22 protein-coding genes and 1 pseudogene are annotated in these 18,679 nt (G+C 33.3%); 9 read left to right on the top strand and 14 right to left on the bottom strand.

All coding sequences use genetic code 11. From position 1 onward, the window contains the following. Positions 1-20: 20 nt before the first annotated feature. Both XJ32_RS01175 and pyrC read right to left on the bottom strand, forming a co-directional pair. The gene (locus tag XJ32_RS01175; RefSeq protein ID WP_077388073.1) at positions 21-1,307 is read right to left on the bottom strand and encodes a hypothetical protein; all 1,287 of its coding nucleotides are present in this window, start codon (positions 1,305-1,307) and stop codon (positions 21-23) included. A 9-nt stretch (positions 1,308-1,316) separates the two neighbouring features. Continuing rightward, positions 1,317-2,372, bottom strand: a complete 1,056-nt coding sequence (pyrC, locus tag XJ32_RS01170; protein ID WP_077388072.1) for a dihydroorotase — start codon at positions 2,370-2,372, stop codon at positions 1,317-1,319. A 1,225-nt stretch (positions 2,373-3,597) separates the two neighbouring features. Here pyrC and XJ32_RS01165 point away from each other — a divergent pair. Then, complete coding sequence (locus tag XJ32_RS01165; protein WP_077388071.1) at positions 3,598-3,813, top strand: helix-turn-helix transcriptional regulator; 216 nt, start codon at positions 3,598-3,600, stop codon at positions 3,811-3,813. A 29-nt stretch (positions 3,814-3,842) separates the two neighbouring features. Here the strand turns inward: XJ32_RS01165 and XJ32_RS01160 are convergent, their stop codons facing one another. Beyond that, entirely contained in the window at positions 3,843-4,448 is a 606-nt protein-coding gene (locus XJ32_RS01160) for a hypothetical protein (RefSeq protein ID WP_077388070.1), read from the bottom strand. 311 nt (positions 4,449-4,759) lie between these two features. On the opposite strand from XJ32_RS01160, the gene XJ32_RS01155 reads away from it, so the two are divergent. Continuing rightward, positions 4,760-4,972, top strand: a complete 213-nt coding sequence (locus XJ32_RS01155) for a hypothetical protein (protein ID WP_077388069.1) — start codon at positions 4,760-4,762, stop codon at positions 4,970-4,972. Between the two features lie 28 nt (positions 4,973-5,000). On the opposite strand, the gene XJ32_RS01150 is transcribed toward XJ32_RS01155, so the two are convergent. From XJ32_RS01150 to XJ32_RS01140, 3 genes are all read right to left on the bottom strand, one after another. Next, positions 5,001-5,288 carry a hypothetical protein gene (locus XJ32_RS01150; RefSeq protein WP_077388068.1) on the bottom strand — a complete coding sequence of 96 codons (288 nt, stop codon included), beginning with the start codon at positions 5,286-5,288 and terminating at the stop codon, positions 5,001-5,003. A gap of 401 nt (positions 5,289-5,689) precedes the next feature. Beyond that, on the bottom strand, positions 5,690-7,231 hold the full coding sequence (locus XJ32_RS01145) for a terminase large subunit domain-containing protein (protein ID WP_077388067.1): 1,542 nt from the start codon (positions 7,229-7,231) through the stop codon (positions 5,690-5,692). 210 nt (positions 7,232-7,441) lie between these two features. Next, positions 7,442-8,002 (bottom strand): glycoside hydrolase family 108 protein, encoded by a 561-nt coding sequence (locus XJ32_RS01140; protein WP_077388066.1) that lies wholly within the window; start codon positions 8,000-8,002, stop codon positions 7,442-7,444. Positions 8,003-8,561: 559 nt separating this feature from the next. Between XJ32_RS01140 and XJ32_RS13125 the strand changes: the two genes are divergently transcribed. The 4 genes from XJ32_RS13125 (at position 8,562) to XJ32_RS01125 (ending at position 10,095) form a co-directional block, all read left to right on the top strand. Beyond that, entirely contained in the window at positions 8,562-8,693 is a 132-nt protein-coding gene (locus XJ32_RS13125; protein ID WP_302475943.1) for a hypothetical protein, read from the top strand. Positions 8,694-8,962: 269 nt separating this feature from the next. After that, entirely contained in the window at positions 8,963-9,373 is a 411-nt protein-coding gene (locus XJ32_RS01135) for a hypothetical protein (RefSeq protein ID WP_077388065.1), read from the top strand. A 136-nt stretch (positions 9,374-9,509) separates the two neighbouring features. Then, entirely contained in the window at positions 9,510-9,887 is a 378-nt protein-coding gene (locus XJ32_RS01130; RefSeq protein WP_155761419.1) for a hypothetical protein, read from the top strand. Beyond that, the gene (locus XJ32_RS01125) at positions 9,877-10,095 is read left to right on the top strand and encodes a hypothetical protein (protein WP_077388063.1); all 219 of its coding nucleotides are present in this window, start codon (positions 9,877-9,879) and stop codon (positions 10,093-10,095) included. Before XJ32_RS01130 ends, XJ32_RS01125 begins: the two co-directional genes overlap by 11 nt. A 177-nt stretch (positions 10,096-10,272) precedes the next feature. Here XJ32_RS01125 and XJ32_RS13120 read toward each other — a convergent pair whose 3' ends face one another. From XJ32_RS13120 to XJ32_RS01110, 4 genes and pseudogenes are all read right to left on the bottom strand, one after another. After that, the gene (locus XJ32_RS13120; RefSeq protein WP_302475942.1) at positions 10,273-10,407 is read right to left on the bottom strand and encodes a hypothetical protein; all 135 of its coding nucleotides are present in this window, start codon (positions 10,405-10,407) and stop codon (positions 10,273-10,275) included. After that, positions 10,397-11,563: pseudogene (locus XJ32_RS12530) on the bottom strand (S1-like domain-containing RNA-binding protein); the annotation flags it as partial. The gene XJ32_RS13120 and the pseudogene XJ32_RS12530, both read right to left, overlap by 11 nt. Before the next feature lie 206 nt (positions 11,564-11,769). Then, positions 11,770-13,164: a UDP-N-acetylmuramate--L-alanine ligase gene (murC, locus tag XJ32_RS01115; RefSeq protein WP_077388061.1), complete on the bottom strand. Its 1,395-nt coding sequence runs from the start codon at positions 13,162-13,164 to the stop codon at positions 11,770-11,772. 107 nt (positions 13,165-13,271) lie between these two features. Continuing rightward, the gene (locus XJ32_RS01110) at positions 13,272-13,733 is read right to left on the bottom strand and encodes a low molecular weight protein-tyrosine-phosphatase (protein ID WP_077388060.1); all 462 of its coding nucleotides are present in this window, start codon (positions 13,731-13,733) and stop codon (positions 13,272-13,274) included. Between the two features lie 64 nt (positions 13,734-13,797). Here XJ32_RS01110 and XJ32_RS01105 point away from each other — a divergent pair, with 64 nt between their 5' ends. Continuing rightward, positions 13,798-14,931 (top strand): metallophosphoesterase, encoded by a 1,134-nt coding sequence (locus XJ32_RS01105; RefSeq protein ID WP_077388059.1) that lies wholly within the window; start codon positions 13,798-13,800, stop codon positions 14,929-14,931. Between the two features lie 100 nt (positions 14,932-15,031). Here the strand turns inward: XJ32_RS01105 and XJ32_RS11640 are convergent, their stop codons facing one another. From XJ32_RS11640 to XJ32_RS01095, 4 genes are all read right to left on the bottom strand, one after another. Beyond that, complete coding sequence (locus XJ32_RS11640) at positions 15,032-15,496, bottom strand: glycosyltransferase family protein (RefSeq protein ID WP_155761418.1); 465 nt, start codon at positions 15,494-15,496, stop codon at positions 15,032-15,034. A 41-nt stretch (positions 15,497-15,537) separates the two neighbouring features. Beyond that, positions 15,538-16,131, bottom strand: a complete 594-nt coding sequence (locus XJ32_RS11635) for a glycosyltransferase family 8 protein (RefSeq protein WP_155761417.1) — start codon at positions 16,129-16,131, stop codon at positions 15,538-15,540. Next, complete coding sequence (locus XJ32_RS12150) at positions 16,082-16,249, bottom strand: hypothetical protein (protein WP_167619981.1); 168 nt, start codon at positions 16,247-16,249, stop codon at positions 16,082-16,084. Before XJ32_RS12150 ends, XJ32_RS11635 begins: the two co-directional genes overlap by 50 nt. A gap of 201 nt (positions 16,250-16,450) precedes the next feature. Further along, complete coding sequence (locus XJ32_RS01095) at positions 16,451-16,771, bottom strand: LPP20 family lipoprotein (protein WP_254422407.1); 321 nt, start codon at positions 16,769-16,771, stop codon at positions 16,451-16,453. A gap of 554 nt (positions 16,772-17,325) precedes the next feature. Here XJ32_RS01095 and XJ32_RS12145 point away from each other — a divergent pair. Both XJ32_RS12145 and XJ32_RS01090 read left to right on the top strand, forming a co-directional pair. Next, positions 17,326-17,568: a hypothetical protein gene (locus XJ32_RS12145; RefSeq protein WP_167619980.1), complete on the top strand. Its 243-nt coding sequence runs from the start codon at positions 17,326-17,328 to the stop codon at positions 17,566-17,568. Then, positions 17,450-18,508 carry a coiled-coil domain-containing protein gene (locus XJ32_RS01090; protein WP_167619979.1) on the top strand — a complete coding sequence of 353 codons (1,059 nt, stop codon included), beginning with the start codon at positions 17,450-17,452 and terminating at the stop codon, positions 18,506-18,508. Before XJ32_RS12145 ends, XJ32_RS01090 begins: the two co-directional genes overlap by 119 nt. Positions 18,509-18,679 lie beyond the last annotated feature (171 nt).

The following is an 18,679-nucleotide window of genomic DNA, read 5'->3' as shown; positions in this document are numbered from 1 at the left end:
CCTCAACTACATAAAACTCCCTATTTCATTGCATTTTGATTTATCGCATTGCGTGATGCAATAAGGTTATTAATATAAGTTTCATTCAATGTGATTATATTGATTTTATTTTGCATATCTTTTGCGTAAGCAATATAAGCATAAGTTCCATGAGTGAGTATCTTTGGGTTTATAAAGCTTCCCTTTGTGCTTCTATCAAGTTCTTTTAAAGTTATAAAATCGCTGCCATTCCATACGGCTAGATTGATTGTCGTATTCTCTCTATTTGTATAAAGTAGCACGATATAGCGTCCAAACACTGCTGCACTCATAGCCCCAACGCTTAGGTTACTACTCTCTTGCATATCTTCAAATTGCAATGAGCCATTACTTATCTTGCAAAGTTGATAGGCTAGATTTGGCGACTCATCTTGTATTGTTTTATTGCTATATAGGGCTAAACATTGATGTGTTGCAGAATCATCTGCTGGATTATTTATATCATAGATAGGATGCAATGGGAGTATAATCGGGTTTGTATAAAGTATGTTATCGTGTGGTTTTACTACCTCTTCTAGTTGGAGTTCTTTATTAAAGATTCCAAAGAATGCTTGATCTTTTTCTATATGTGTAAAAAATGGTAAGATTATGCCTTGTATAGTATTATTTGTGCCAAAAAAAGTGCTTGGTTTATGCGAGAAAAACGCATTTGTCCTTGCAAATAGGCTTAATGCCGGATTTTCATGCAAGCTAAAAAGTGGTTTTGCATTCTCTTGTGTAGTATTAGATTCAATAGCTTTTGCAATATTTTCTAAGTTTGCTTGAAAGATATATGTCCTTGTGGTAAGTGGCTTTTGCAATAGGGTAGCATTAAGAAATAAATAAAGATTAGAATCAATATTTTGCGTCAAGGCACTATGCAAGGAATGTATGTGTTGCTTTGTTTGTGTGTTAAGAGTTTTTGTGTCAAAGAGTAGTATTTCTTGGCTATGTGTTTTTGTGTTTGTGGCAATATTTTGCCATATTCCTTTTTGGGTTAGTATGCTGTATTTGCTTGGGTAAAAAATCATGCCATATAGATTTGTATTATTATCTTTATCCTTGCTTATGTAGCTAATGAGATATTTATCAGGGTTTATTTGTGTTATATCCATTGAGACTAGATTTATAGAATCTAGCTGCCATTGCTCTTTCTCATATACTTCATATCGTGTTGATTCAAAAGTAGGCAGAAAAAAATACATATCAACGCTGCGATTAAAGCTAAATAATCCAATACTTGCTACTATACATAACGCTATGTAAAAGAGATAATCAAGTATTTTCATATATTTAACCTATAGAATCTCTATCTTATCTACTTTGTAGTTAAGTGTAGAATCTCCCATAAATACAGAGATATTACCTAACTTAGATTCTATGCTTTCTCCAAATGTAAAAGGGCTTCTTTTAAGAGTGATTTGCTTGGTGAAAGGCAGCTTTATATCATATATCTTTTGTGCGTTAAGGCTTAGAAAATGTGAGAGATTCTCTAGCTTATTATGCTTTGCAAAAAGCGTACATAAGGCTTCAAGTAGAATTGGCGCACTAAAGATTCCAGCCGCTCCATCTAGCTTTGCTTGTATCGTATGTGGCGCACTATCAGATCCAAAGCTAATTTTAGAATCTCCACTCAATGCCGCCTCTAGTATCGCATCTCTATCTTTGGGTGTCTTTACCACAGGTTTGCAAAACATAAAAGGATTAAGCTTACCGCCTATAATATCATCAAGCGTTAAAAGCATGTGATGAAGTGTAATCGTGCCATAAAGATTGCTAAACTTATGGATACACTCAAGTGAATGCCTATCGCTTAAATGCTCGATGATTATCTTTAGTTGCGGAAAAGTCCTTGCTAACTCGCTAAAGATTTCTAAAAATTCCCTTTCTCTATCCATGCTAAAACCCGCACTCTCACCATGTATGCTTAGAATCATATCTAGATTCTGTGCTTCTTCAAGCAGGGCTAATAAATGCTTATTTAGCACTTCACTCACGCCATTTTCAGCATTTGTAGTAGCCCCCCTTGGATAAAGTTTTAGAATCTTAACTCCAGCTAAATGTGCTTCCTTTAGCATATCAAGCGTGAGATTATCATGGATATATAAGGCAATAATGGGGATAAAATGCTCTCCATTTAATCCACAATTTTGTGAATCTTTTTTAACTAATCGCATAATCTCTTGTCTGTAAGCAAGTATAGATTCCGCATCCATTAGTGGTGGATTTAGATTTGGCATAGCAAGCAACGTGCTAAAATGCCGCACACTATAAGGTAGCACTGCTTCTAGCATAGAATCTTGTCGTAAATGTATGTGCATATCTATTGGATTTTGCAAGATGATGGTATCCATGTTTAACCCCATGAAAATAATAAAAATCGAAGGCAATCGCACTGAATAAGCTGGAGCGAACTCTCTATTAGAATAAAGGCAAAATTATAACACAAGAATAGAGTATATGTTGTTTAGAAAATAGTAAATTATTGTCTTAGCTTATAGGCACGACCAGCCGCTTAGAATCTTAACTTTAAAGCATATAATTTCAATGTGAATAAGATTCTATAATATTCTAAGCCTTATTTTTTTATTTTTTTGGATCGAGTATATCAATGTGATTAATCCTACACAATTGCTTACATATAGCAATTGATTTATCTTATTGTTTTGGGAGTATCTTATGCGTAGATTCTAATAAACTTTTTGTGGTTTAATAGAATCCACTCACCCAAGCCAACAAAACTCTAGCATTCAAAGCTTAAAAAATGCTCTCATTCTATCATAAAAAAGCTAAAAATGTAATTTTCTCGTTACACTTTTTTCCCGCATATAAACACGCTTTGGCTTTTTTGTCTTAAAATCCATCAAACAATTTTATATTATAAGCTACTTTTATAAAACAAAAACATAATAAAAACGCAATTTCCCCTTATTTTGTGCGTGCGGCTTTTGGTGTGTTCGTGCGTGATTATTTTTAATGTGCGTGCCTTTGCGTTCGTGCGTGTGTGTCCTTAAAATCCAACGCCTCTAATTTTGTGTGCTTTCTTTGTGCTAATTTACATGAAAATCGCAAATGTGCCAACAAGAGAAGCCCAAGCAAACAGGCAGATTTGTCTCGTTGAGTGCAAGGCACGAAACATCTAACACATAAACAATAAAGAGTTTTGCTAACGCCTCAACATGACAAAAAGATTAAAAGAGTTACACAAGAAAAAGCAATAAAAAAAGAAAACCATACCAAACAAAGAGCCAAAAACAAAACAGCCAACATGATAAAAACAAACCTCCTTTCTGTTATACCTAGCATGTAACAATTTGTAATAAAAATTAAAATTTGTTAATACATTGGACTAACAAAAAGCGCAAATAGCAAGAATGCTATTATAATAAGCTTGTTTATCATATAAGTTTCCTCCTTTCTTTAGCCTTGCCCTATTAATGCAGGTTTGGAAAGGTAAAAAACTCCCGCTTAAGCTACCAACTCAAGCGGTAATAAAATTATACTACAAATCTACAATTAAATCAAGCTTTTTTATATATTTTTATGTTATAATTATAGAAAATTTCTAAAGGCTAATAAATGGATAAAGTTAAAGAAGTTTGCAAGATTTTAGGTATAACGCAAAATCAATTAGCAGAATTAATGGGATTGCATTATACAGCTTTTTCAAAATGGAAAGCCAAAACGCCCAAAAATGCGGAAATTTTTCTTAACTTAATCATAGAAAATTACGAATTAAAACAGGAATTAAAACAGATAAAAGAAGCAATAAAGATTTTAAAAGATTTAGGGTAAATGTAGTAAATTCTTTTTTAGATTGTCGCCTACTCACTCAAATCCGCTTTATTTATCAACTCCAGCAATTCCCCATCACTCATCTCACTTAAATCACTCTTTGCATTCTGTGTAATCGTTATCTCTTTTCCATACAATGAAGTCTTTAACTCATTAAAAATCTTACTCACCTTTTCACTACATGCAATAATCGCCATTTTGCTTTGCATACTTCCATCATCATTTATACTTAGTTCCATTAACGCATTCTTTGCGATACTTGCATTCAGTGCTAAACTTTTATTAATATGATTTAAACTCATTGCTTGTATTAATAAACTTTCACTTGCCTCATTCATCAGCGAATTTAAAATAACACTATCTACATTATACGCACTTTCCCCTAAGTTTTGTATAATCTCATTTTTTAAGCGATTTTGTGCGGTTTTTGTAACTAGATTAAAACTCTCTGTAACAACTTCTTTACTTGTTGTTTCAATATCTTTTATCGCAGAGCCACTCTCCCAGCCCTCTTTTTCAATCCACTTTTTAATCGTAGTATAAGGCAAATTAAACTTCCTTGAAGTCTCTGCAGCGTTCGTATGATTTGATTTATAAAAAATTTCTACTTCTCTTTTTATCTTTTCATCGTGCATTTTATGTCTTTTTCACTATAAATAATAAATAATTAATTTATTTTAACTTGATTTAATTGTATTTTTGTAGTATAATTTTATTACCGCTTGAGTTGGTAGCTTAAGCGGGAGTTTTTTACCTTTCCTAGCGAGGCTAAAGAAAGGAGGAAAAACGAAATGTTTAAAAACAAACTCATTATAATAGCTTTCTTGCTATTTGTGCTTTTTGTTAGTCCAATGTATTAACAAATTTTAATTTTTATTACAAATTGTTACATGCTAGGTATAACAGAAAGGAGGTTTGTTTTTAACATGTTATAAAAAGGTTATATATGATTTATGCAGAATTTGACAAAAGATTAAAAGAAGTGAATTTAAGTAAAAAAGAGTTTGCAAAACTTGTAAATATGCAGTATGAAAGCGTAGTGAATTGGAAAAGGGCAGAAAAAATCCCCGATTGGGTAAAATCATGGCTTTATTATTATGAAAAATCTAAGATTTTAGACACATTAATAACAAGCATTGAAAAACTAGATAAAGAATAAGCTGTATTTTAGCCTTTATCTAAAAGTATTATAACTTCAATAACCCCGCACTCGCTACTACATCATTTGTAGCTTGTATATGCCTTTGTGTTTCATAGATTGATTTTTGTCTCTCTAGCAAGTCTTTTAGTTCTTGTATTTGTTCTTTATACATATCTTTATGACTATTTAATAATAGCTCACTTTGTCTATTTATATATTTTACAAACCACTTGCAAAAATAAAAACAAGCTATCGCACTAAGACATAATCCCATCAAAAAACCCTTTACAAAATCAACACTTGACACGCTAAAAACACTTATTAAAGTTTCCATTTCTTCCCCCTAAAATTTAATCACTAAAATAATTACAATTATACAATTTTTTTTACATAAAGGATACATAATGTATGACTTCATCTGGGGCGTAATGTTTGCGTTTGGTACTTCTTTCTTATTTTTGTCTATTTCTTTTATAATCTTTCAAATATTATGTTTTATCACTGATATTTTAAAAAAGGCTTTTAAAAAGCTTATAAAAACAAACAAAAAGTTAGACTGATTGTCATGTTGAGCCGCAAGGCAAACCAAGCTTTCCAAGATTGATGGTGGGCTTTTAATGCTTTTACCCTTTTTTATAGCAGGAGTTACCTAAATGCGTAATGACTGCTATAAAAAAGGGTAAATCATTGAAATGTTACCACAAGATGAAAGCTTTTAAAAAGAAAGGATAAAAGCTATATCCGCCACCCTTTCTTCACCGCATGCCTATTTAAACTTAACGCCCTATCCGTTTTCAAAGCAGGGGGCAAACAATCTTTATGTGCTATGCAACTTGCAATGCAGTCTATGCAATCATCTTTTCTAAAAGGCTTTTCTGGGTTAAAACTTAGCAATTCCTTTTTTATTTGATTTATCCCACTTGCACCATGTAAAAAGACTAAAAAGCCTGTATTATAATAGCTTCTTAATGCCTTTATTTTCTCTACTTTTGCCACCTTTCTACTGGCTACATATACATTTATGTCATTACTGATTATTGCTTTATCCTGCCTTTTTAACCTTTCATTGATTAAGACTATTTCTCTTTGTAGTAAGCGATTTAGCGTTATGCCGCCGCCATCTGATTCGATATAAACACCTGCTTTATTAAACTGCAACATTGTTTCAATTAAAAATTTTATAGTCTCTTCCTCATTCCATATTCCAAACAAACAATTTTTAATAATATATCTCGTGCTATTTTGATAGTTTTCCAATCCAACAACAACAATCGCCCTATTATCCGCACTCTCATTTAACGATAGGGCAGAATCTACAAATATATAATCCTTAGTTTCACTTATTTCATAGCTTGGAATCTCTTTAAAATATATGCTTTCAAAATACCCTGCTTCACTTGCTTGGGGCTCTTGCTGATATTGTGTCTCAAACTCATCTTCACCCAACTGCAAACGCAAGGAATGCAAAGCTTCTATATCATGCTTTTTTGTAAATAGCGGTTCGTTTGCTTCTCTCTCATAAGTAAAATCATCAAGTGCATAAATCTCTTTTTCTTTATTCAATGCTACTAGCTTTATATGCTTCCATGCTTTTATACTCTCATTGTCAAACTCTTTAGGATTGAGTAAAAAGCCGCATAAATCCTCGTCCCCTAACCTCTGCATAAGTATTGTAATATTGCTTTTATTATCCTGCAATCTTGTAACGATATTTCGTAAAGTATCATTTACCTTATCTCTTTCTACCTTATAACTCATATCACTGACTTTTATAGGATCATCGATTAAGATTTGGTGTGCATGAAAACCTGTTATTGCACCCCTAATTGTCGTTACAAATAATCCCCCGCCTTCTTCTAATATCACTTCTTGGCTTGATTCTCTTAAGAATCTCGGCGGCTCTTTAAATATACTTAACCAAAATTTAGATTTTAATAAAGCCCTTATTTCATTAATAATCTTTTTACACAAAGTATCACTATAACTGATATAAATGTATTTTCTGCTTCTATCATTCCCTAAAGCCCATGCAGGAAAAGTCCTTGCAATAATCTCTGTTTTACCATAGCTAGGCGGCATGTTTAGCATAAGCCTTTGTATTTGATTATTTGATTGTGGCAGGGTTTGCATTAAAGCCTTACATAAATAATCATAATGCCAACTATCAATAAAAGGCTTCTGGTTAAATCGTTCCCATTTTAAAAGCAAAAAGGTTTTTAAATCTCTTTTTGCAAGTGTCCGTAATGCAAGTTCTTTAAGTAATTTTTCTTTTTGCATTAAGCTATTATCCTTTTTACAATTAAAGTGGGGTAAATAAAACGATATTAAAATAAAATAAGATAGTTATGTAATGGTATAAATAAAAACTAATTAGCCTTGCAACCTTTAAAATTAAAGCTTTCATAAGGTAGTGTATGGCTACACTTTACATTGCTACTTGCATATATCATAATAGCTATATTACAAAGCAATAAAAACAAAGATAAACTAAGCATAAAAATCTTTAACACGATTAAGCCATCCATTTAAAAACTTTGCATTCTGTCCCTTTTTTGCAATCGCTTCAAAAAATGCCTTTCTTTTATCGCATAGCTTATTACATAATTCTTTACCTTCTTTTTCATTTATTGCTTGTAGTGTTTTATTTCCTAAGTTTCCATCAACTACTACACCTAAAACTTCTTGCAAACTTTTTACAGCTCGACTTACACCACTATTGACTGCAAAATCATACAAAGCATTTGCTACTTCTTGTCTCTCTATAAGATCGCCCTTTATCTTATCCCAAAATTCTTTACGATAAAAGTTATCCATTTCTTTTTTAAATTCCGCATTGCCCAAACATAGATTCTCCAACTCTTTATAATTAGCTTTTCCGAAACTCTCATAATTTCTTTTATAAGTATCCATGATACCCCATAAACTCAATTTTGGATGCATATTTCTAGCAATACCAAAGATAGTTTCGCCACCCCTATCGCCTGCTACATTACAATAGCCGCCTTCCCATTTGAGAGTTTTGCTTTCTGCGATGTTTAATTCTGCCATTTGTTATCCTTTTTAATAAAATAAAGTTTTCTACATTTTGGCTAGGAGTTATCTAGATAACTCCTAGCCAAAATGTAGAAATTCAAAAAGTGTAAATAAGTGGGCGGCAATGAATGAAGCAAAAAAGTTAAGGAATGCCTATAAAAAGCGGGGGCCGCCTTTCCTTGTCATGTTGAGGCGTAAGCTGGAAACATCTAACCCTTTTGCAAGTAAAGACACTTCAGCTAACGCCTCAAACGAGACAAAAAAAAAGAAATCATGTTAAGTTTTACAAGGTTACAATGCAATCAATTCATTTTTATTAAGGTTTTTTGGGGTTAAAGAACGCATTGCCGCCCACTTATTTACACTTTATGCAATAGTAAAATATAAAGTAAATAAAATAAAGGGGGTTGTTTTGTTTTTCTTCTTAGCTTTTATCTTGGTTATACATTTTAATGATTTGCCCTTTTTTATGATAGGAATTCACGCATATAGGTAACTCCTGCTATAAAAAAGGTAAAAACATTAAAATGTTACCACAAGATGAAAGCTTTCACTAAAAAAGGATATTAACAAAATGACACTCTCTCTAAACCCATCAGTAATCCAAGACAAAGAAAAAAACACAGAAATACAAGTAAATAATATAGATTTAGTTGCACAACATAAACCAATGCCACAACAAGAAGCACCAACACAGCAGATTTAAACACACAAGAAAACAATACAGAATCTAGAATAAACACACAAGAGCTAACACAAGCACAGCAAACACAAGATTTTGCATATGCAAACGACCCAGAGTATATAGAATTCACAAAACAACAACTAGAAGCAAAAAAGCAGCACAGAATCTAAAAGACTCAAGCAAACTAGAAGATGAAATAGATAAAAGCATAGCAAAAGGCACGCATATTGTAAAAAACAACCCCGCTAGCTATATTAACCGCCCCTAAATACATGTTACGGGGACACTCTATGCTAAAAGACCAATTAGAAGCAGAGGGGAGAAAACTATATGACTATGCAGTAAAATATAATGCAAAAGCAGAGACACTAGGATTAACAAGCTTTGATAAAGAAAAGCTAGAACATGCAAGAATAAGACAATCGCTAAAAGGTATAACAGACCCAAAAGAGTTAAATAAAGAACAAAAAGAGTATCTAGAAAGAAATCAAGGCTTTATAGACTGGGGCTATGATAAAGTATTTACAAAAGAAAGCAAACATCATGAAGAATTATTAAGAAATGAAACAAGAAAAGAGATTAAATCACAAACACTAAACCAAGCCTTAGCTATGGTATCATCAAATACAAGTCTTACAGATATATTTAGAGGGAAAGAACACAGCAAAGAGCAAAGACAAACAATCTTAAATGAGGGGTAGGAATTAGCAAAAAAGACATGGTTATAAAGCATTTGTATATGTAAAAGAAACAGGGGATTATGCATTTATTGATGATAAAAATCAATTATTACATATAGACTCTAAAAGCATAATAAAAAACTTTGACAAGTTTGTAGTGAATAATTATAACGATATTGTAATGACTTCTATCCCCGTAGCTGGATGGGGAGCAAAAGGCGCACAAAAAGCTATGAGTAAAGCAGGGTGGCTAAAAACAGCAAGTAAAGAAGCTGCAAAAGTAGGGGCGATAAGCTTTGCAGCAAGCCCGCTAGATTATGCAGCACAAAGAAATTATATAGAAATGGATATAGACCCAGCACAAATGCTAAATTATGCAACAGGTAATGCAATAGGTGCTGCAGCAGGGACAATGGCAGCAGCAGGTTTAATAAAAGGGGTAAGTATAGAACTTAACAATATCAATAAAATAAAACGAAAAGTGTGCAAACTTGAAAAATCAATGAAAAATAAGGATTTAAACATTGCAAAGTAAGATATTAATAAACAAGCTCAAAGATAATGCGGAATTAGCTCAAGCAGCTTATGGATATTATGATTTAATGACAACAGACGATAATCAATTATTCATCATATTGAAAGATGAATATGGCAAAAATAAGACAGATTCTAGTGGAAACTTTGTTACAAAACAAATTACTCTCGTTGATATTATGAATATCGCATTTAAGTATGTTGTATGAGCTAGAGATAAATGATCTTTATAAAATAAATAAACTTAAAGGCGATTTTGCCCCACTCCAAGCGCAAAACTTTTTGAAAAATATGATTTACTTATGCAACGGTCCAATACAGAATCTGGAGGCTATAAATTTTTGCATCCCCAAACCTTGCATCCATATATAAGGACAAAGAATAAACTATCTGAAGTTGTTATGTTTCTCAATATAACAAGCCCTATCTTCTGACATCTGTTTAGAATCTAGTGTATCTTGTGCCATAGGTTTTGCAACTTTCTCGGTAAGCACAGATTCTAATCTCTCATTATCTTTCATTTCGTCCCCTTACATTAATGCTTGAGATTATAGAATCTAGCTTTTTTGAATTTATGTTATCTAAAAATTCTTTAGCTAAATGCGATTCTATAACACAATAGCCTTTATGCTGTATAAATACAATTCGCTTTTGTTTTAGAAGTGTAGTAAGTTCTTTTTTTACGCCTTTCTTACTCATGGATAGCATTTTTGCAGACTTATCATCAACTATGAAACACTCATTCTTGCTATTTAGCTTTGCGATGAGATTATATACTTCATTTATATCTCGTGCTATAATTAAATCTAGCTTGCCATCATTTCGCACTTTTACTACTTTTGCTTCATATTCTTCATAAAGATTTAGTGGATAGCTAAGTGTATTGCTATAAATCATTCCATGATAATAATGTGGCAAAACTACGCATAAGATTCCAATAGGTGAGCTAGAAATAGTCCATATTTTCACATTTTTATGTAAAAGATTCTGCGTTTTACAGGGTTTAAGCAGGGGATTTATATCCTTTTTTGCGATTAGCCTTTTCATTTTATCCTGCGTGATACGCACGACTATATGCGTATGATTTGCGTATTGATGAAGAGATTTTGTTGGCATGAAGATATCTTTTGCAAGCCCAATATCAAGAAAAAGTCCATCTTTATTACTATCTCTAATCTCAAGCCTTGCAATCTCATTTAGCATGGCTAAGGGCTTTTTAGTCGTGGCTAAGATTCTATCGCTAGAATCTGTGTGGATAAAAACTTCTATATAGTCGCCGATTTCTTCATTGCCAGTTATGTAGGCGTTGGGTAGTAATACAATTTTATTCAAGTCTAGATTCTGTAAAAATTCGCCCTTGTCTATGCAATTTGAACGATTGAGCGAATTGGATGGATAGTCATTATCGCTTAGATAACTCCTATCCTCCAATTCGCTCAAAGCCTCCAAAGCCATAGAGCAATCGCTAGAATTTGTGGTTTTGTTTGCGTGGTTTGCTGGTGCGGATTCTAGAATCTCTACCACTTGGGTGGGTGCAGGGTTCAAGGGTGCAAAATTATTAGAATCTATTTTTTTGTCATTTTGAGCCTTTGAAAAAGGCGAAAAATCTTTTCTAGATTCTATATTAGATGTTTCGCTTCGCTCAACATGACAATTTGTTATAGAATCTAATCTCTTGTTATTTTGTGCCTTAATCTCCGCAGTCTGCCTAAGTGGCATAGAATCTAGACTATCTTTATCACATAATTTTGCCAAATAGATTCCATGTTGTGTTTTTTTTACAACGCAGAGTTTTTGCATAGAGCCAATACAATCTGCTAAATCATGCTCGGCTAATATACTTTCTTTTTTCATGTTGTATCTTGTGTTTTTTTGCTTATACACTACTGCTCTCCGCGTAACTGATAGGTGATATCCCCCGCTCCAAGCCCAATGATTATATCCTCACTCAATGTCTCTATGACACAATTTTTAGAATCTAAAAGTAAGATTTTCTCTTTATCTCGCTTTACTTTACTTGCAAAAATGGGCTTATATTCACTAAAAAGTGTGGCAAAATCAAAGTTAATAGGCTCTTCTCCTGCCGCCCAAACAGGCAGTATGACTAATCTATCACAATCCTTAAAGCATTTACAAAAAGCCTTTAAATTATCACGCAAACGCGAGTATTTATGCGGTTGAAAAATCGCTGTGATTTTGTAGCTATTTTTAGAATCTTTTTTTAATACCTTTTGTGCTTCTAAAAGTTTTGCGTATTTTTTCGTGGCTTCAAGTGTGGCGACAATCTCTGTTGGGTGATGTGCGTAGTCATCGATAATACATGGAGTGTTATCGCTTAGATTCTGTAATATATCAAAGCGTTTTTTAATCCCTTTAAATGCTAAAAGATTGTTTTTAATCTCTTCGAGTGGTAATAAATCCATTGCACTTAAGACCGCTATACTTGCATTCAACGCATTATGATAGCCAATCCCATAAATGCTAAAACGCCCTAAATCTTTAAGTGTGAAAGTCGTATAGGGGAGTAAATCTTTCAATTCATAAGTGATATTTTGTATATCATCATCTGGATAAAGACAGATAATCGTACTTGATTTAAAGCCAGAATCTTTTAGTCTTACATAAAGATTCTGTAAAATCTCACATTGCATATTTAGCACAACTTGCTGCCCTTGCTGCATAAAAGAGAGATAGGCATCTTGAAGTTTTTTAAAGTCATTATCATAGCTTTCTAAATGCTCGGCTTCTGCGTTAATCACTATGCTTTTATATGGATTTGAGTTAAGGAAACTTTTATCACTCTCATCTGCTTCAAAGACTAATAAATCATCTTTAGACACTCTCACATTTGAGTTAAACTCTTTGCTAATCGCCCCAATAATCGCCCCGCTATGCGGCAAGATAGCGGCTAATATTGCACTTGTGCTAGACTTGCCATGAGCCGCACAAATGCTTAATACCCTCTTTTTGCTTAATAGAATCTTTAGGGCTTCCTTGCGAGATAGAATCTCTTTATTTAGTCTTTTAGATTCTATAATCTCGATATTAGAATCTTTTATAATCGCTGAATGGATAATCAAATCTTTATTGGCTATCACTTCCTTATTATGCGGTATGTTGATGGCTATACCCTCATCTCTTAGCGTCTGTGTGATTGAGGTGTCTTTAATGTCCGAACCACTTACAATAGCCCCTTGTGCTTTTAAGAATCGAGCCAATCCACTCACACCAATCCCGCCAATACCGATAAAATGCACTCTAAGTTGATAAAAATCCATAGCAAACCTTAAATTTATTTAAATCTTATGCAATAGCTTTTAAGCCTATAACAGAAAGCAAAATTATAATATCTTTTTGTGTTTTTGTGGGATGATTACAATAGAATCTACTTCCCACAAAACCCATAATGGCTAAACATTTTTTCTAGTAAAGATTCTATTAAGTTATACACTTCTCTAAAGCCATCATCACTATTGCAATAATATGGATCTGGGACATCTACTCCATTATCAAAATCGCCTAATTTTACCACCTTTTCCTTTGGGAAGCCCAGCGCTAAAATATCCCTTTTATTATTAGAATCCATTGCTACAATAAGGTTAAACTCCATATCGCCATAAACGCTAATAGGGCGGGATTTCTGCATGGATATATCAATGCCATTTTCTTTTGCTATGCGTATAGATTGCCTGTGTGGTGGCTCTCCGCGATGAAAGGCACTCGTCCCACAAGAATCTATTTTTAGATGCCATTCAAATCTGTCATTCATGCTTTTTGCTATGCCTTCTGCTAAAGGCGATCTGCATATATTTCCTAAGCATACAAATAAAACACTTTGTAATTTCATGCGTTTTCCTTGCAAAAAAATGCTAGAATTATAGCAAAAATTTTTCTTTCATTAAGGGTTATTCGTGGCGATTAGTATCCGCATTTTATTCTTTATTGCACTTGTGCTGCTGCATGTCTTTATTTATTATATGCTGTTTAAAAATATTTCTACAAGTCCTGCTATAAGGCATGTCGGTAAACTCATTGTAATTTGTAATTTCCTTTGTATTGTTGTATTTTTAAAGCTATATCACACACATATTGATTCCATGCTTTATACGATTTTATCAAGCACACTTGGGGTGTTTTGGATAAGTTGTAATATCGCTTTGCTTGTGTTTATTGCGACTTTGTTTATACGACTTTCTTTTGGTGCGTTTGTGCTTGAAAGGGTGCAGATTTCAATCCTTTTAATAGCTTGGTGTGCCATCATTGCTTTGACACTTTTAAGCTTTTATTTAAACGCAAAAGAGCCAAAGATAACCACCACGCAAGTCTCACTGCAAGGTATCACAAAGCCACTAAATATTGCCGTATTAACCGATATGCACATCGATGTCTTAATGGATAAAAAGGCAGTCGTAAAGATTGTAGAACAGACTAATAGCACCATGCCAGATATTATCCTGCTTGGCGGCGATATTGTGGATAATTACTATCATATCGTAGAAGATTCTGTAAAAGAGTTAGCAAATCTCAAGGCAAAATATGGAATCTATTATGTGCTAGGCAATCATGAGTATTATTACGATACATATACAATCATAAAAGCATTAAATGATCTAGGCATAACAACGCTTACAAATCAAGCGATGGTTTTGCGGAATCTTGGCTTAAATATCGCAGGAATTGCGGACTTAATGGGAGGACATGAGAAGTTTAAAGATAGTGTATTAGTCCCTGATTTAGAAAAGACACTAGCCTATACAGATAAGCAATACCCAACGATACTACTCGCACATCAGCCAAAGGTTTTGAAAATGCTACAAGGTGAAGACATAGGACTTGTGGTAAGCGGACATACACATGGTGGGCAAATATTCCCATTTCATTTATTGGTCTTACTCGATCAGCCATTTTTATCAGGGCTTCATTCATGGGAGCATAAAGGCAAAAATACACAAATCTATGTTAGCAATGGTGTAGGCTGGTGGGGTATGCCTATGCGATTATTTGAGAGAAGAGAGATTAGCTTATTGCAAATCATTCCGGGGTGAGATGTGAAAATGCAGATTGCAATTTTAGATCTTATTTGCACCACATAGAATTATTTTTCGTGTTATTCTATTATGCTGATTAGCTATGATTTTTTATAAGCTAATCTTCAATGTGGAATAATTTTTTACATCGCCTTTTTAAAGATTGTTGTAATCGTTTTAGTCTGTTTCGTAGCTTAAAAGATTTTATATGTTTTTGTAAAGATAGGATAGATTCATAGAGCATATCTTCTTGCTTTTTCATATATGAAGCATAAATATCCTTATAGAAAACAGGTGTATCATGGGCTATTTCCCACCATTTATTTTTATAGTTGCAAGTCAATATGGTGTCATTTTCGATAAAAGGTGGTCGCCATGGCTTTAACCATGCGTAATGAAATATCATGGGATTGTCTTTTGCGTGTTTATATTCTTGGTATGTATAAGTTAGCATGGCATTTTCACTCTCACCCATAAAATCTTGTTGTTTATATCGCAATAACACAAGAATGAAATTCCACTCTAGCGGTAAAACGCAAATATAATCACTTAATATTGCATTTAGTGTATCTTGGTCATGCATTTCTGGGATATATTGACTAAGCCATTCAAAACACTTTGCCTCTACATCATATCATGCTGTCTATATTTCTCCAAATCAATAAACATAAAACCTGAATTAAAATAAGTGTGGTTATTAAGCACAAAAACTTTGCTATCCATATTTTTAGATTTGATATTAGAGTTATGGTAATATGTGCCTATTGGATCTAACACAACGCCACATATCTTCCCTTGCAAATCTGTATAAAAAATCTCTCTAATATCTGCCACACATATCATATCAACATCAAGATACAAACAAGTTTTAATATCTTGCGGCAAGCAACTTGCTATTTTTAATCTAAAATATGCAAGATAATTGCCTAATAATTTTGGCAAACCTTGAAATATAGAATCCGATAGCGTATAAACACGAAATTCGCATGGATAAATTTTATTCAATTCTATTTGAAAGGCTTGTAGCTTTTGCCGTGTTTCATGTTTTAAACCATCAGTTAATATATGAAAGCAGAATGGCTTTTGTTTGTCTTGTGTTGCGGATTTATTATTACTTTGGGGTGTGTTGTTTATCTTATCTGTTATGTTAGTAACAATGATTTCACTATCAGGTAGGGGTTTGCCCCCCCCCCCCCATAGTAATATTTTCGGTAACATTTATACTCTCACCCTTATCGTATTGAGTATTATTTGCTGCATTTTTTACAATGCTATAACATAAAGGGGCAAGATATTTAATATAATTGTCATTAGCACAAAAAACTACATGATACATATGAAATCTCCGTTTCTTAAAATAATGCAGCATTATAGCAAATTATGCGTTGAGGATTGCATAAAGATGTATCAAAAAAAATATATCAAACCTACAAGTAAGAATTTCAAAAAACTTGCGAGTAGATTCCATGACACTCAACCAGCCAGTATAAATCCATACCAGCGGATATAAAGATACAAAAGACGAGATTGTATAAAACTACTCCAACAATTCTTGCACTGTTTCAGAAAGCTTTCTTGCTTGGTCTGCATCAACATTTAAAACTTGTCCAACACCTTTTAGCGTTTGCTCAAACATCTTTTCATCCATTTTTACAAGGACATATAGCATAGGTGGTGTTGCTTGTTTATCAGTCCATTTTTCAGCTATTTCTGTTTTCTTCAGATCGGCTTCTACCTTTTGTCTTGCTACTTGCTGACTATTGGCTGATATTTTCATGCCATCATTTTGCTCCAAACTTTCAATGGCTTGTTGAAGCTTTGCACTAACTTGTTGTGCGATTTCAGCACGCGCTTGCATTGCCGCTTGATTGACCGCATAGTTTAGATTCCCATCTAAAATTTTTGCAGATCCAAATAAAATGCCATATTATAAAAGAAACTAGAAAGGAATAAAATATCGGTTAAGATTGTATTGTTTTAGTGTAGTAAATAATCTTTTTTATTGCAACTAAAGCAAGGCAAAAGCCTTGCCCCTGCTTACCACAGGCATTCTTAGTCTATCTTTTAGCTATTATTTTAGCAAAGCTAAAATTAAGCTCAAAAAAGATATAATAAACCCAAGAATTGTTAGTAGCAATTCGGCGTTCATATAAACTTCCTTTCTTAAGGTTGTTTAGATTTAACCGAAAGGTTGCGACCCTTTCGGTTAGCAACCTCAAATAAAATTATATCTACTAATCACTGAATTATCTATAATCAAAAGCGAAAATTTTTATTGTGTCTTAGCAAGGTTATGGATTGCTACGACTTACTCCGCAAGTCTCGCAATGACAAGGAAAAAGCAATGCGGAAGTATTTTTGATTGATTTTAAGGGTTATTAAGTAAAAGTCAAGGGAGTGTATATATAATACATGACCGCAGACTTTTACGCAAATTCCCTTAAAAGCAGCAAAAAGACAAAAAGAGAATTAACCGATATTTTATTCCTTTCTCGTTTCTTTTATAATATGGCATTTTATTATGGGAGAAACTATAATGCCTACACAAAATACACAAACACCACAAGACCAAACACAGACACAAACTCAAGCACAACAAGTAACGCCACAAGTGCCACAAACTACACCACAAGCACAAAATCAAGTGGCAGATAAAACAACAGGCGATACTTATGTAACAGAGAAAAATCTAGCAGATATTCTTAAGAAGTTAAATCAAAGCTTAGGCGATGAAGCCCTAAAAGAGATTATCGAACAGCAAAAAGAAGCCCTAGAACAGCTTAATAAAGAGTTTGCAGAGCAATTAAAAGAGAAAAATGACAAGATTGCAGAGTTAGAAAAGCAGATTAATGACTTATTATTAAATCAGCCTGTAAATCCTAATGACCCAACACTTGCGACTACTTTAGTGGATTTAAAAAAGCAGATTGACACATTAAGACAAGAGGCTGCCGCTGAAGCTTTGGAGCAAGACCAAATTAAAGCAGATTTAGAAGCAAATAGCAATGAAGATATTGTAACTAAGCAAGAGTTAGAAGCTATTAAAAAGCAGATTGAAGGTTTAGAGAATGGTTTAAGCCCTGATTTTATCTTAAATGATATATTAAAAGACCCTATAAAAGCACAAGAGATTATAAAAGAGATTCTAAAAAATCCGCATAACTTCCCCCCTTTTAACTTAAATCCACTAGTAGATGCAAATAGTGATATATTCGCACAAGTAAGAGAGACACTCAATACTTCAAGGGAGCTTTTAAGGCTTTTAGCTACACTTGATTATGTGAATAATGACTTTCAAGGTGATGTGAATAAATTTAAAGAAGAGTTAAAACAAGCCTTGCAAGAGATTTTAGATAAAAGAGATGAAGCCCTAAAGCAATTTGAAACTATTATTACTGCTTTAGAGACTGAAGTAAAAGATATTAAAGCTATCATGCAGACACTCACACAAGAGAGAGAAAAATATGAGTTTTTAAAAGATGAAGTTAAGTATAAAGGCAATAAGGCAAAGTGTGAAAAATGGCTTTACTCCACAACAACATATAAGCGTACAAGAAAGAAAGCAGGGAAGCGATATTTTATATTCTTAAATTAGAATAATTGCGGTTAAATGATACTTAATACTAATGGTACACAAAGTATGTCAAACAACCTGAAAGCTATGATGGATAACTGGTTTTGCCAATACCTCCAAGCATAGATTTTGTGATATAATGCTCTTGGCAAGTAGGCGATGTGCTTAGCGGAAGAGGCTGGGCTACGATAT

Origin of the sequence: Helicobacter bilis (assembly GCF_001999985.1) — a bacterium.
GTDB lineage: Bacteria > Campylobacterota > Campylobacteria > Campylobacterales > Helicobacteraceae > Helicobacter_A > Helicobacter_A rappini.
This window is presented reverse-complemented; position numbering and strand designations above follow the sequence as displayed.